16 protein-coding genes are annotated in these 12,369 nt (G+C 60.2%); 4 read left to right on the forward strand and 12 right to left on the reverse strand.

All coding sequences use genetic code 11. The annotated features are described in order from the left end of the window. Nucleotides 1-49: 49 nt before the first annotated feature. Together FHX06_RS25975 and FHX06_RS25980 are read right to left on the reverse strand one after the other, a co-directional pair. Nucleotides 50-1,540 (reverse strand): ArnT family glycosyltransferase, encoded by a 1,491-nt coding sequence (locus tag FHX06_RS25975; protein WP_183881330.1) that lies wholly within the window; start codon nt 1,538-1,540, stop codon nt 50-52. Nucleotide 1,541: 1 nt separating this feature from the next. Continuing rightward, nucleotides 1,542-2,552, reverse strand: coding sequence for a glycosyltransferase family 2 protein (locus tag FHX06_RS25980; protein WP_112544778.1), 1,011 nt, complete (start codon nt 2,550-2,552; stop codon nt 1,542-1,544). An 81-nt stretch (nt 2,553-2,633) separates the two neighbouring features. Between FHX06_RS25980 and FHX06_RS25985 the strand changes: the two genes are divergently transcribed. Beyond that, nucleotides 2,634-3,602 (forward strand): lysylphosphatidylglycerol synthase domain-containing protein, encoded by a 969-nt coding sequence (locus tag FHX06_RS25985; protein ID WP_183881332.1) that lies wholly within the window; start codon nt 2,634-2,636, stop codon nt 3,600-3,602. Here the strand turns inward: FHX06_RS25985 and FHX06_RS25990 are convergent. From FHX06_RS25990 to FHX06_RS26005, 4 genes are read right to left on the reverse strand one after another with little or no spacing between them, the layout of a single operon-like run. Then, nucleotides 3,592-4,827 carry an RNA polymerase sigma factor gene (locus tag FHX06_RS25990; protein ID WP_183881471.1) on the reverse strand — a complete coding sequence of 412 codons (1,236 nt, stop codon included), beginning with the start codon at nt 4,825-4,827 and terminating at the stop codon, nt 3,592-3,594. The two genes, FHX06_RS25985 and FHX06_RS25990, sit on opposite strands and share 11 nt — an antisense overlap. Before the next feature lie 19 nt (nt 4,828-4,846). Then, nucleotides 4,847-5,206 (reverse strand): YciI family protein, encoded by a 360-nt coding sequence (locus FHX06_RS25995; RefSeq protein ID WP_183881334.1) that lies wholly within the window; start codon nt 5,204-5,206, stop codon nt 4,847-4,849. A 2-nt stretch (nt 5,207-5,208) separates the two neighbouring features. Next, nucleotides 5,209-5,568: a YciI family protein gene (locus FHX06_RS26000; RefSeq protein WP_112967924.1), complete on the reverse strand. Its 360-nt coding sequence runs from the start codon at nt 5,566-5,568 to the stop codon at nt 5,209-5,211. 12 nt (nt 5,569-5,580) lie between these two features. After that, nucleotides 5,581-5,931: a YciI family protein gene (locus FHX06_RS26005; RefSeq protein ID WP_183881336.1), complete on the reverse strand. Its 351-nt coding sequence runs from the start codon at nt 5,929-5,931 to the stop codon at nt 5,581-5,583. A 259-nt stretch (nt 5,932-6,190) separates the two neighbouring features. Between FHX06_RS26005 and FHX06_RS26010 the strand changes: the two genes are divergently transcribed. Beyond that, a complete protein-coding gene (locus FHX06_RS26010; RefSeq protein WP_183851099.1) occupies nt 6,191-6,358 on the forward strand; it encodes a hypothetical protein in 168 nt (55 codons plus the stop codon). Nucleotides 6,359-6,404: 46 nt separating this feature from the next. Here the strand turns inward: FHX06_RS26010 and amn are convergent, their stop codons facing one another. The 3 genes from amn to FHX06_RS26025 form a co-directional block, all read right to left on the reverse strand. Next, nucleotides 6,405-7,907, reverse strand: a complete 1,503-nt coding sequence (gene amn, locus FHX06_RS26015) for an AMP nucleosidase (RefSeq protein ID WP_183881338.1) — start codon at nt 7,905-7,907, stop codon at nt 6,405-6,407. Nucleotides 7,908-7,979: 72 nt separating this feature from the next. After that, nucleotides 7,980-8,162 (reverse strand): hypothetical protein, encoded by a 183-nt coding sequence (locus FHX06_RS26020; RefSeq protein WP_183851097.1) that lies wholly within the window; start codon nt 8,160-8,162, stop codon nt 7,980-7,982. A 127-nt stretch (nt 8,163-8,289) separates the two neighbouring features. Further along, nucleotides 8,290-8,628 carry a DUF2147 domain-containing protein gene (locus tag FHX06_RS26025; protein ID WP_112967927.1) on the reverse strand — a complete coding sequence of 113 codons (339 nt, stop codon included), beginning with the start codon at nt 8,626-8,628 and terminating at the stop codon, nt 8,290-8,292. 431 nt (nt 8,629-9,059) lie between these two features. Between FHX06_RS26025 and FHX06_RS26030 the strand changes: the two genes are divergently transcribed. Then, nucleotides 9,060-9,329, forward strand: coding sequence for a sel1 repeat family protein (locus FHX06_RS26030; RefSeq protein WP_112544770.1), 270 nt, complete (start codon nt 9,060-9,062; stop codon nt 9,327-9,329). Between the two features lie 180 nt (nt 9,330-9,509). Here the strand turns inward: FHX06_RS26030 and FHX06_RS26035 are convergent, their stop codons facing one another. The 3 genes from FHX06_RS26035 to FHX06_RS26045 form a co-directional block, all read right to left on the reverse strand. After that, on the reverse strand, nt 9,510-10,622 hold the full coding sequence (locus FHX06_RS26035; protein ID WP_183881340.1) for a pyridoxal phosphate-dependent aminotransferase: 1,113 nt from the start codon (nt 10,620-10,622) through the stop codon (nt 9,510-9,512). A gap of 94 nt (nt 10,623-10,716) precedes the next feature. Then, nucleotides 10,717-11,115, reverse strand: coding sequence for a PilZ domain-containing protein (locus FHX06_RS26040; protein ID WP_112544768.1), 399 nt, complete (start codon nt 11,113-11,115; stop codon nt 10,717-10,719). A 182-nt stretch (nt 11,116-11,297) separates the two neighbouring features. Continuing rightward, nucleotides 11,298-11,699, reverse strand: a complete 402-nt coding sequence (locus FHX06_RS26045) for a DUF2177 family protein (RefSeq protein ID WP_183881342.1) — start codon at nt 11,697-11,699, stop codon at nt 11,298-11,300. A gap of 155 nt (nt 11,700-11,854) precedes the next feature. On the opposite strand from FHX06_RS26045, the gene FHX06_RS26050 reads away from it, so the two are divergent. Continuing rightward, nucleotides 11,855-12,301 (forward strand): host attachment protein, encoded by a 447-nt coding sequence (locus FHX06_RS26050; RefSeq protein WP_112544766.1) that lies wholly within the window; start codon nt 11,855-11,857, stop codon nt 12,299-12,301. Nucleotides 12,302-12,369: the final 68 nt, after the last annotated feature.

Consider the following 12,369-nt stretch of genomic DNA (forward strand, 5'->3'; position numbering starts at 1 on the left):
TCCGGCAAGAGTGCATTGCGGTTTTGCGTCGAAGAAAGAGGGAAATACTCTAGCGATAGGCGACCGCATAGGCGAATTGATAGGTGTCACCGGGCCGGCCGTAGATGTAGGGCAAGGTGACGACATGCGTCTCCGGCTGCTTCAAACCGTTCTGCGCCAGCACATCCCCGAAATAGTCGTTCGGCCAGGCGGGCGGCGGTCCGCCCTTGTCATCGCGCCAGACGAAAACGACGGGATGTTTTGCATCCAGTCGAAACGTCGGCTTGAAGTCCGGATAGAAATAGGTCTGCACCGGTGTGTTGGGCATCAGCAGCCGCATGTTACCGTCGAGATGCGGATCGTAGCCGACGATCAGCGCCGGTTCGCCGCCGATATCCTTGCGGATAATCTCGGCAAAGCCGGAATAGGGAATGTTCAGCCGCTGATATTTGCCGAAAAGCGGACCCCAATAGGCTCGCATGGCAAGCACGGCCAGCACCGTAACCATGATGACACCGCCGACAGCGAGCGACGCCCGCAAGGGCACGCCTGCATCGACTTCGGCACTGTCGGCCTTCATGCAGATATAAAGCGGCAGGATGAGAAAGAGTGGCGTCAGCCACCGGTCGGCGACGTTGTCGACCCCGGCAAGCAGGATCATCAGTGCAATGGCGCCGATCTCGATCAGCAGGATGCGACCGGCAATTCTTGTCCAGCGGCTGGAAGCGCGCGACATGGCCGGCAACGATTTGGCAAAGAGCGCCAGAAAGATGGCGACCGATACGCCGGCGATGCCGACCATCGCGGAGATGAAGCGGAAAACGCCGGTCGATACCTGCGCCAGAAAGCTTTCCCCGTCACCGGTCATCTTGTGCAGCGTGCGGTCGACGGCAACGTCGAAGTGCTGCAGGAACCAGAGTGCGTGTGGCAGCACGATAGCGATCGACACGACGATCGTCAGCGCCAGCCGCCAGTCGAAAATCCTCTTGCGAAAATCCGCGTCGATGAGGGCCGCGATCAGAGCGGCGGCCGGGAGGAGCGCGAAATTATACTTCGATATCATGCCGATGCCGGTCGCAATGCCGACAATGGTGTAGGAGATCGCCGAAGGCGCCTTTAGCGTGCGGAAAAAGCCGTAGAGGAACAGCGATCCGGCAAAGATCGTTGCGACCGAATGCGTCAGATCCCGCTGCGCCTCGAAGACGATCTGCGGCACGGTGAGCAAGCCGAGCGTTGCCATCACCACCAGGCTGCTGTTCCTCAACGTCAGACGCGCCGCCAGCCAATAGAAGACGTAGGACAGGAACAGCATGGTGCATTTGAGGAGTGACAGCGAAAACAGCGACACGCCGATCAGCGATGTCACGCCATACTGCACCCAGTTGTAGAAGGGCGGCTGCGAATTATAGCCGAAGGCGAACCACTGCGAGAGCAGCATCTGCTCCGCCTCGTCCAGCTCCAGCGCATTGGGGATGCTGAGCCGCACGATAAGGTGGAGCAGAAAATAGGTTCCGAGCACCGCCAGGATCAGATGTGGCCGGCGGCTGAACAGGCTCTGCACGTCAGCTTTCTCGAGAGAAGATCTGGCGCACGATATAATTCGGCGAGGCGTCGTCGCGGTAATAGGTTCGGGCGATCATCTCCGCCAGGATGCCGGTGGTGATCATCTGCACCGACGACAGCAGCAGCACGACGCCGACCATCAGCATCGGTCTTGTGCCGATATCATTGCCCATGATGAACTTGTCGACGCCGAGATAGAGGAGGATCAGCGCGGCAAGGCCGCCGAGGCCGAGGCCGAGCGAGCCGAAGAAATGTCCCGGGCGCGCCTTGTAGCGCATGAAGAACATGACGGACAGCAGGTCGAGGATCACGCGGAAGGTGCGCGAGATGCCGTATTTCGAGGTGCCGTGCTGGCGTGCATGATGGGTGACAGCCATTTCGCCGATGCGCGAGCTTGGCACGACGCCGGCAACCCAGGCCGGGATGAAGCGGTGCATCTCGCCCATCAGCTTGACCTGCTTGATGATCGAGGCGCGGTAGATCTTCAGGCTGCAGCCATAGTCATGCAGCTTCACGCCGGTGATGCGGCCGATCAGGTAATTCGCGCACCAGGAGGGGATCTTGCGCAGCAGCAGTCCGTCCTGGCGGTTCTTGCGCCAGCCGACGAGCAGGTCTAGTTCGCGCCGTTCCAGCTCCGAGACCATCGAAGGGATATCCTTCGGGTCGTTTTGCAGGTCGCCGTCCATGGTGGCGATCAGCCGGCCCTGGGCCGTGTCGATACCAGCCTGCATGGCGGCGGTCTGGCCGAAATTGCGCTGCAGTTCGACGATGCGCAGCGTCAGCCCGTCGCGGTTGACGAATTTGCGGGCGTTGACGAGTGTTGCGTCCGTGCTGCCGTCGTCGACGAGGATCAGTTCCCAGCGATGCGGATAGTCGGCCATGGCTGCGACGATGCGCTCGATGAGCGGGCCGATGCTTTCTTCCTCGTTGAAAACAGGGACGACCAGCGACAATTCGAGCGGTTGCATCTGATCATTCGCACCGCGAATGGACTCTACCGTTGTCTGCAAGTTTCATTTCTCCTAAAAGGCGCGGCAATGAAGGACCAATGGAATACCAGCCGCCGCAGCCAAACTTAGGAAGCCTGATACATGAAGACCCCGAGTGTTGAAAGCGGGCAATCCTGGTTTCTGCGCAATCGCATGAGCCTGCTGACGGTCGCAATCGTCGCAGCCTATGCACTTTTCATCGAATGGTTCTGGGGCTGGTCGGTCATATTGGAACAATGGGCCGCCGTCGGAGCACGTCCGGTCATCGGCGCACTGATACTCCTGACCAGCACCTATTTCCTGCGTACATGGCGCATCTACGATTATTTTCCACGGGAGACGGCAGGCCGTTTCGTGGCACTCTTCCGCGTCACGCAGATCCATAACCTCCTGAACATCATGCTGCCCTTCCGCGCCGGCGAGACGAGTTTTCCGGTGCTGATGCGCACGGAATTCGGCATTCCGCTGACCCGCGGCACCTCCGCCCTGCTGGTCATGCGGCTTCTGGACCTGCATGCGCTGCTCGCTGCCGCCGGCCTCGGTTTTGCTGTGGCCGCCTCCAATGCCGCGCTTGCCTGGCTCATCTGGGTCATATTTCTGTTCCTGCCGGTCTTTGCCTTCGCTGGCCGCAAGCCGCTGCTGCGTCTCGGTGCAAAGCTCCTGCCGCGCAAGGCGCAGGCACTGCTCCATGAAATCGAGAATGGACTTCCTTTCGATGCCGTGGCCTTCGGCCGCGCCTGGGCGATGACCATCGTCAACTGGCTGGTGAAGGTGCTGGTGCTCGCCTGGGCGCTCGGCCTGATGGGCGTGCTGCCGATGGCCGCAAGCTTCGGCGGCGCGCTGGGTGGCGAGCTTTCCTCCGTATTGCCGGTACATGCGCCGGGCGGTGTCGGCACTTATCCGGCCGGCATCACTGCCGGTGCGGTCGCCTTCGGTGCGTCAAGCGAACGCTCAGCCCTGGATGCTTTGGCGCAAGCGAGCGTCAGCGCGCATCTGCTCATCATCGTTTCGGCCCTGACCGGCACCGCCATCTCGCTCCCGCTGGGCCGCCGCCGCAAGGCTAGATCCTAAGCTCCGCAATGCGCTTGCGCAGAAAGACCTGTTCCGGTTCCTGCCGACAGAATGTCAGCGCCGTCTCGTAAGCTTCGATCGCCTCGGCCCGGCGTCCAAGCCGGCGCAGGAAATCCGCGCGCGCCGAGTGAGCGAGGTGATAGGTCGAAAGCTCCCCCTTGCCGAGAATGACATCGACAAGTGCGAGGCCTGTCTCGGGTCCGTCAGCCATGGCGATCGCCACCGCGCGGTTGAGTTCGGCAACAGCCGACGGATGGGCGGCAAGCAGCAGGTCGTAGTAGGAGGCGATGCGCCGCCAGTCCGTCTGTTCGATGTTGCCGGTCTTGGCATGTTCCGCCGCGATCGCCGCCTGAACCGTATAGATCCCAACTTCGGGTGCGCGCATGGCGATCGAAAGCAACGAAAGCCCCTCGGCAATCTTTGTCCGGTCCCATCGTGACCGATCCTGATCGGCAAGCAGCACCAGCGCGCCGTCGCCATCCTGCCGGGCAGCACGGCGCGATTCTTGCAGGAGCAGCAGCGACAGCAGGCCGGAGACATCCGGATGCGGCAGCAGGGTCGCCAGCAAGCGTGCCAGCCGGATCGCCTCGGCCGTCAGATCCGCGCGGACGATCGTGTTGCCCGAGGATGCCGAATAGCCCTCGTTGAAAACGAGGTAGATGACGTGCAGCACCCGGTCGAGCCTTTCCGGCAGCTCGGCCCCCACGGGCACTTCATAGGGAATTTTTTCCGTCCTGATCCGGTTCTTGGCGCGCACGATCCGCTGCGCGACGGTCGGCGCCGGCACGAGGAAGGCGTGTGCAATTTCTTCCGTCGTCAATCCGCAGACCTCGCGCAGCGCCATCGCGGTCTGTGCATCTGCGGCAAGCGCCGGATGGCAGCAGATGAAGATCAGCCGCAGCATGTCGTCCTCGATCGGTTCCATGTCGCCAATCTCCGTTTCTGTGCCATCAGGATAGAGGCCATCCTCGATGTGCTGCAGCGAGGCGTTGAAGCGGGCCCGCCGCCGGAGGTGATCGATCGCCTTGAAGCGACCGGTCGAGACCAGCCAGGCGACCGGATTATTGGGCATGCCGTCGATCGGCCACGTCCGCGCGGCTGCTGCAAAGGCGTCGTGCAGCGCCTCTTCCGCCCGGTCGAAATCACCGAGCAGGCGGATCAGCGTCGCCAGAACCCGGCGCGAATGCTGCCGGTAGATATCTTCGATCACCTGTTCCCCAATCACCTGTTTCAAGGGCCGGCCCTCACTGCGGCAGGGTGAGAAGCCTCACCGGACGTAATTCGATCGACCCGACCCGGGCGCTAGGAATGCCCGCAACGACCTTGCGCGCCTCTTCGAGATCGCCCGCCTCGATGATGTAGATGCCGGCCAGATGTTCCTTGGTCTCGACATAGGGACCGTCGGTCGAAGACAGAATGCCGCGGCGCACTCTCAGGACCGAGGCGCTCTCGGGACCTTCCAATGCATCGGAATGGATCATGATGCCCTTGCGCTCGAGCTCCTCGTCATACTGGAAATGGTCCCTCACGAGCTCGTCGCCCTCGGCCTTGCTGAGCGTGCCATCCATATCGGCAGGATTATAGATGAGGCAGACGAAGCGCATCGCTATCTCCCATCCTTGATCGAATAGGCAGGCCTGATCTCGATCGACGCATATTTGAGGATCGGGAAGGTGGCAATGATCGCCTTGGCTTCCTCCATATCCCCAGCCTCGATCACCACGAAGCCGCCGAGATGTTCCTTGATTTCCGCGAATGGACCATCCGTTGCGGCCACGGTGCCGTTGCGAACCCTGAGCGTTACGGCCTGCTCCGGCTCATAGAGCGCCAGCGCGCTCAACATATGGCCGCTCTCGCGCCAGTGATCGTCGCTGATGATGCATTCCTGCGTGACTGCTGCCCATTCCTCCTGACTGACCTGGCTGCTCTTTTCAGTATCGAACCAGACTTGACCCAGATATTTCATGGCATGACCTCCTCAGCCGAATTCGTGGATGGGGCGAACCTCGATCGCGCCGAGTTTTGCCAGCGGAATGCCGGCTGCAACACGGATCGCGTCGTTGAGGTCCTTGGCTTCGATCAGGATGAAGCCCCCGAGCGCTTCCTTCGTCTCGATAAAGGGGCCGTCGGTGACCGACATCTCGCCGCCGCGCACCCTGACTGTGACGGCCGACTGCGGCGACTGCAGCGCCTGCGCGACGATCATGTGGCCGCTGTCGGTTAGGTCGCGGTCATAGGCGAGCGAATCCCGGCCAAGCTTGTTCTTCTCTTCCTGCGACATGGCCGACAGCACCGTGCCGTCGAACCAGACCTGGCAAAGATATTTCATTGCTTATCCTCCACGCTGTACTTTCACAGCCCTTGGAGCGCCGTGCGTCCATTCGGACGCACAAAGGACGCTCTAAATCTTTGAATCTATGCATCGGGCTCTCCGAAAATCTATCGCGATTTTCGGGCCGATGCTTAGAGACGAACAGCCTAGGTACTTTTCGACAGGGAAGAAAAATATCTTTCAAGCGGCCTGAATGTCGAAAGGCCAAGGCAGCGCTCGACAAAGCTTCATCTGACAACATCGAGGAGATGGAGCAATGAGCATGCTTGAATTCGGAATAGCACATCTGATCGTCACACGCGGCGTGCGCAAGATGCCGCCGCTTGAGAATGCCGAGGTGATGAAGATGCTGGTCAGGACCGGGATTGCGCTGGCGGCATTTGCCGGCCTGATCGAAGCGCTGCAGCTTGCCGCAAGCGCCTGAGAACAGCGCGTGGCCCGACCGACAAGGTCGGGCCACAGCTGATAACTTACTGAAACGCCGTTTCGAAGAAGCTGCGCAGCTTGCGCGAATGCAGGGCTTCCGGCGGCATGGCGGCAAGCTTCTGGATTGCTCGTATGCCGATCTGCAGATGCTGGTTCACCTGCGTACGGTAGAAAGCGGTCGCCATGCCCGGCAGCTTGAGCTCGCCATGCAGCGGCTTGTCGGAAACGCAGAGCAGCGTCCCATAGGGAACGCGGAACCGGAAGCCATTGGCGGCAATCGTAGCCGATTCCATGTCGAGCGCGATGGCGCGGGCCTGTGACAGGCGTTTCACGGGGCCGGCCTGGTCGCGCAGCTCCCAGTTTCTGTTGTCGATCGTGCCGACCGTGCCGGTGCGCATGATGCGTTTCAGCTCGAAGCCCTCGTAGCCGGTGATCTCGGCAACGGCCGCTTCGAGCGCCACCTGCACTTCGGCAAGTGCCGGGATCGGCACCCAGACCGGCAGGTCGTCGTCGAGCACATGATCTTCGCGCATATAGGCATGCGCCAGAACGTAGTCGCCGAGGCGCTGGCTGTTGCGCAGGCCGGCGCAGTGGCCGAGCATCAGCCATGCGTGCGGGCGCAGCACGGCCACATGGTCGGTGATCGTCTTGGCGTTGGACGGACCGACGCCGATATTGATCATGGTGATCCCGGCATGGCCCTTCTTCTTGAGGTGATAGGCCGGCATCTGCGGCAAGCGGGTAAGCACGGCATCCGTTTCCGGAACGCTCGATCCTGCCAGCGTGACGATATTGCCCGGCTCCACGAAGGCCGTATAGCCATCGCCGCCTTCTGCCATCAGCTTGCGTGCCCAGGAGCAGAATTCGTCGATATAGAACTGGTAGTTCGTAAACAACACGAAGTTCTGGAAGTGCTCGGCACCCGTTGCCGTATAGTGCGACAGGCGGGCCAGCGAATAGTCGATGCGCTGTGCGGTAAAGGGTGCCAGCGGCGAGGGCTCCCCCGGAGGCGGCAGATACTCGCCGTTGGCAATTTCGTCGTCGGTCGTGTTGAGGTCGGGCGTATCGAAGAGATCGCGCAGCGGAATATCGACAAAAGCCGCTGCCGACGCTTCCACATGCGCGCCTTCGCCGAAAGCGAAGTGCAGCGGGATCGGCGTCGAGGATTCGGAAACGACGACAGGCACGTTATGGCTCTTCACCAGCAGCGAAAGCTGCTCCTTCAGATAGTGCTTGAAGAGCTTTGGCCGGGTGACCGTCGTCGTATAGACGCCGGGTGCCGTCACGTGGCCGTAGGAGAGACGGGAGTCGACATGGCCGAAGCTCGTCGTCTCGATGCTGACCTGCGGGTAGAAAGCGCGGTAGCGGGAGGTGACCGGTGCACCCTGCGCAAGCCTCGTGAAGCTGTCGATCAGGAAGGAGGTGTTGCGCTCGTAAAGTGCCGTCAGCACCTCGACGGCTTTTGCCGGATCATCGAAGGTTTGCGGCTCGAAAGGGGGAGGCGACGAAATGTCGAACGCGGACAGGGGATAGATTCGTTTGCTCATGAGGCATTATAGAGAGTCGTTTTTAACAAGCAAACGACGCTCAAAGGCTGAGACCCAGATTTTTCCCGGGTCTCAACGGATGACGGTGCAGTAACCGCCGCTGCTTGCCAGGCACGTATAGTTCGCGCCGAAATGCGATTGCTGTGCGCCTCCGCCACCGCCGTTGCGCACGACGACTGCCGAAAACGAGATCGCGAAGATCGCCGCAAACAGCGTTATGATTGTAAAGCGTCTCGCCAGAATGAACACGTCCACGTCCTTACCCCGATATGCGCCCTTCATGGTGCTGTTTTGCCATGATGTGGCTGAACGGGTGCTGAGACGGTGGTTCATTTTGCGTTCAGTTTCTGAGGCCGGCTAAGGTTCTCAGAGGCCGAGCGTTTCAGAGACGGGTCCAGGTCTGCGTTTTGCAGAAGACCTGCATCATGCAGCCCTGCATCTTGAGCGAGCCACCGGAGATGATGCCCGAGCCGCTGTAGGTCTTATCGTCGGCAGGATCGGTGATCTCACCGCTATAGCTGCCGCCAGCGCCGGACAGTCTGCCGATCTTCTTGCCGGCATATTTGCCCGTCTTCAGCGTGATGCAGTATGCCCCGCCGCAGGGCGCAATCACTGCCGTATCGCCGGCGCGGGTCTTCCAGTTGCCGACGATCGGTTCATCTGCCTGGGCAAGGCCTGCCGCGAGTGCCAGTGCGCCGGCAAGAACGAGGGTACGGATCATCTCTTCCTCCTTGAGATATGAAATGGCGGGAAAATAACTGACGCGAACGTAAAGGTAAATATGATGCAGGACGGGCCAAAAATCCGGCCTCCGCGCGAGGTTTTTTCTGCTGATGGCCAGAGCGATGCTGATTTCATAGTGAACAAATCCTCAATTTCCAAATCTGAATTTTTCGTAAAAGGCGCTGGAAAATCCTTAATTCGCAGGGATTCCGATGTTTAACAAAAACCCAAGTTTACCAAGCATTTGCACTTTGTTTGCGTCAAATTAATCATGCATTTTAGGCGTTTTTTGAAAGCCGTTTGGCATAGTGAACCCATCAAACGAGCGGGGCAAACCCGCCGGACCGGAGAGGCCGGAAGCCGCAGAAGATGGCAAGGCCCAAAGGTAAAACAGGGTACGTCTTAACAGGCTAAACAGGGATAGAACCGATGGCACGCTTTGAAATGCACAATGCTGAAATGGCCACCATGGGTGGCGAAAGCAACAGCGCCGATGTCTTCTGCGAAATGGGTCTGATGTATGCGACCGGCCGTGGCTGCGAGATCGATCTCGTCTCCGCTCACAAGTGGCTGAACATCGCCGCAATCAAGGGCAACGACCGCGCCGCCGAGCTGCGTGCCGATGTGGCCGCTGCGATGAGCAAGATGCAGCTTGCCGAAGCGCTCCGCGCCGCACGCGAATGGATGACGATCCACTAAAGACTGTCGTCGCTTGGCGCGACGCGCTCCAAGGACCGTCTCCAACAAGACAATTCGAAATAACAACCTCAAAAGAGGGGAGCTGGCGGGGCGCTTTGGACGGGGCCAACGCCGGGAGAAGGAAACTGCGACCGGCGCCCTCCCGCCGGCCGCGGTTTACCCGTTTTTGGTTTCCCGTTCTCAGGCGAGTTTCTTCAGGACCTGCGGCAGAGCCTCTTCGAACCGCGCCATTTCGGCTTCCGGCCCGACACTCACGCGGATGCAGCGGTTCAGCGGTGCTACACCCGGCATGCGGATGAAGACGCCATGTTCCATCAGCCCGTCGACGATCGCCCGCGCATGAGTGCCATCGCGGCCGGCATCGATTGCCACGAAATTCGTTGCCGACGCCAGCGGCTGCAGGCCGTTTGCCCTGGCAATACCGGCGATCCTGTCGCGCGCGGCATGGATCTTCCCGATCACCTCCGAAAGGTAGGCCTGATCCTTGAGGGCTGCGAGCGCAGCGACCGTCGCAAGCCGGTTCATGCCGAAATGATTGCGGATCTTGTCGAAGGCCAGCGCCGTGCCGGGCGTCGAGATCGCGTAGCCGACGCGGGCGCCGGCAAGACCGTAGGCCTTGGAGAAGGTGCGGGTGCGCACGATGTTCGGCAGATCGATGAGCGACCCGATCGACGGCAGGGCAGAAGCCGGGCCGGTCTCGCTATAGGCTTCGTCGAGGATCATCAGACAGGTTTCCGGCAGCGCGCGCGCAAAGGCGACGATCTCTTGGGCATCCCACCAGCTTCCCATCGGATTGTCAGGGTTGGCGAAATAGACAAGCGGTGCGTTCTCGCGCTTGACGGCATCGAGCAACGCGTCGAGATCTTCCCGGTCGCCGGCATAAGGAACGGTGACCAGCCGGCCGCCGAAGCCGTTCACATGGAAATTGAAGGTCGGATAGGCTCCGAAGGAGGTCACGACGGTGCCGCCGGGCTCGATCACCAGCCGCACGATCTGCCCGAGCAGTTCATCGATGCCGCCGCCGATTGCGATATTGGCCGGTGTCACGCCTAGATCTCTGGCAAGCGCCTCGCGCAGCGCGTAATTTTCCGGATCGTTGTACTTCCAGATGTCGCCGGCCTGCTCGCGCATGGCGGCAATAACCGAGGGAGCCGGGCCGAAGCCGTTTTCATTGGCGCCGATGCGCGCTTCGACCTTCAGACCGCGCTGACGCTCGATGGCCTCTGGGCCGACGAAAGGGACGGTGGAGGGCAGGGCGGTGGCGAGCGGCGTGAAGCGCGAGAAGGCAGACATGCGAGGGCAATTTCCCGGGATTATTGAAAAAGCCGCGCAAGAATAGGCTCTCGCTTTGCCATGGCAAGCAAGATTATTTCACGCCCGCTGCGGCCTAGACGCGGGGGCTGTTGCGGCGTGCGTTGATCGCTTCCATGTTGCCGATCATGAAGTCTGCGCGCACTACCTTGCGTAGAACCTCCGGCTCCATGAGGTTGATGAAGCGAACGCCGATGCGCTCGTGATGGCGGTAGACCTCGGCACAGCCGATGCGATAGGCGAGCCCAAGAATATTCAGATAATAATGTTTGGGCAGACCGGCCGTGGTCGACACGACAAAGGTCGCGCCACCCTGGGAAATGTCGAGAATTTCGGCGCTGCGCATCGAAATCCCGGTAAGGCAGGGGCGAACGGCCACGATACGGGCCGGTCGTTTGACGTTGAACTCCTCCCAGCGAATATCGTAGACAGCCGACTTCACCGTGGCGAGGTGCGTTGCGCGGAGCATTTCCATTTCGCATTCTCCGTCAGGCAGTTCAAAATGTGGGGCAGTTCGAATTTCAGGCTCTTCGACAGAGAGGCTCACACGAATGTTTTTCACATTCGTCAAATATGAAACTACAATTTTAACGAGTTTCAAATTTGTGCGTTAGCGGCACATCTATTGTGCCCTCTTGGGAATAAACTTGTCGTCGCTCAGGCCAGCAATCTTGCCGCGCAATAGCCCCCAGCAGCGCTAAGTGCCGTCAGAAAGGTTCCCCAGGCCATGTCCACAAGGCTCATCGCGAGCGGCCAGTTCTTTAGTGTCGACAAATTCGTGATGTCATAGGTGCCGTAAGCCGCCAGTCCCAAAATGGCACCATAGAGAAGCGTTGTGCCGATCGAGCCGCCGGAAAGCCCCGGCAAAACCGCAAGCACGACGATCGCGGCCGTGAAGAACAGATAGAAAAGCGCCGCGATGCCAAGGTTCGGCACGGGAAGCATCAGCTCGCCCAATTGGTCGCGATAGAAGGTGCGGGCGACGATGCCGAGCCATATGGCGTCAACAACGGCAAGCGTGAGAAGGCAGCCGGCATAGGCAATAAACGCAGTTTTCATCGTCTTTCATCTCCCGCTTTGCCCGTTCTACGCCATGGCCCGCCTTGCGGATCGCCGTTGATTCTCTTTGCGCGGATTTTTCCCGAACTCTTTCATTTGCCGGGCGTTTTCTCTTTGCGATGTGCTGCTTTCAATAATGAAGTGAGGAAACTGAAATGACTGATGTCAAAGTTCCCTGGGAATCCTGGGTCGTCGTGTGCGATGGGGCAAAAGCCCTGATAATGCAGAATGCCGGCGATGCCGAACTGATGAACCTCCAGGTCCGTGAAACTCTTACGCAGCCCAATCAGCCGACGCGCGAGCTCGGTACCGACAAGCCGGGTCGCGCCTACGCCCCGGATGGGCTCAGCGGCAGCGCCATGGAAGAGACCAACTGGCAGGACCAGGCCGAGGCCGACTTTCTGAAGGAAGTTGCCGTGAAGCTCGACGAGCTCGTACACGAAAAGGAGGCAAGCCGCATCGTTCTGGTAGCGCCTCCGCGTGCGCTCGGCACGTTGCGTCCCAATCTCAGTGCCGATGCACAGGCCGCAATCTCGGCCGAAGTGGCGAAGGATTACACCAATCTCCCCGTCGACCAGATCGAGCGGCATCTCGCCGCCTGATCGCCACAAGCCATCGCTCTTTGAAACGCGGGTCACACGGCCCGCGTTTTTATGCGGCCAGATCAGGG

The organism is Rhizobium sp. BK512, from assembly GCF_014194915.1.
In the GTDB taxonomy this organism is placed as follows: Bacteria; Pseudomonadota; Alphaproteobacteria; order Rhizobiales; family Rhizobiaceae; genus Rhizobium.

What these genes read in the sequence shown, in the direction of transcription:
- FHX06_RS26045 (WP_183881342.1), bottom strand. Translation starts at nt 11,699, where the DNA reads ATGAAAACTGCGTTTATTGCCTATGCCGGCTGCCTTCTCACGCTTGCC.
- amn (WP_183881338.1), bottom strand. Translation starts at nt 7,907, where the DNA reads ATGAGCAAACGAATCTATCCCCTGTCCGCGTTCGACATTTCGTCGCCT.
- FHX06_RS26010 (WP_183851099.1), top strand. Translation starts at nt 6,191, where the DNA reads ATGAGCATGCTTGAATTCGGAATAGCACATCTGATCGTCACACGCGGC.
- FHX06_RS25995 (WP_183881334.1), bottom strand. Translation starts at nt 5,206, where the DNA reads ATGCGCTTCGTCTGCCTCATCTATAATCCTGCCGATATGGATGGCACG.
- FHX06_RS25985 (WP_183881332.1), top strand. Translation starts at nt 2,634, where the DNA reads ATGAAGACCCCGAGTGTTGAAAGCGGGCAATCCTGGTTTCTGCGCAAT.
- FHX06_RS26050 (WP_112544766.1), top strand. Translation starts at nt 11,855, where the DNA reads ATGACTGATGTCAAAGTTCCCTGGGAATCCTGGGTCGTCGTGTGCGAT.
- FHX06_RS26000 (WP_112967924.1), bottom strand. Translation starts at nt 5,568, where the DNA reads ATGAAATATCTGGGTCAAGTCTGGTTCGATACTGAAAAGAGCAGCCAG.
- FHX06_RS26025 (WP_112967927.1), bottom strand. Translation starts at nt 8,628, where the DNA reads ATGATCCGTACCCTCGTTCTTGCCGGCGCACTGGCACTCGCGGCAGGC.
- FHX06_RS26035 (WP_183881340.1), bottom strand. Translation starts at nt 10,622, where the DNA reads ATGTCTGCCTTCTCGCGCTTCACGCCGCTCGCCACCGCCCTGCCCTCC.
- FHX06_RS26030 (WP_112544770.1), top strand. Translation starts at nt 9,060, where the DNA reads ATGGCACGCTTTGAAATGCACAATGCTGAAATGGCCACCATGGGTGGC.
- FHX06_RS26005 (WP_183881336.1), bottom strand. Translation starts at nt 5,931, where the DNA reads ATGAAATATCTTTGCCAGGTCTGGTTCGACGGCACGGTGCTGTCGGCC.
- FHX06_RS26040 (WP_112544768.1), bottom strand. Translation starts at nt 11,115, where the DNA reads ATGGAAATGCTCCGCGCAACGCACCTCGCCACGGTGAAGTCGGCTGTC.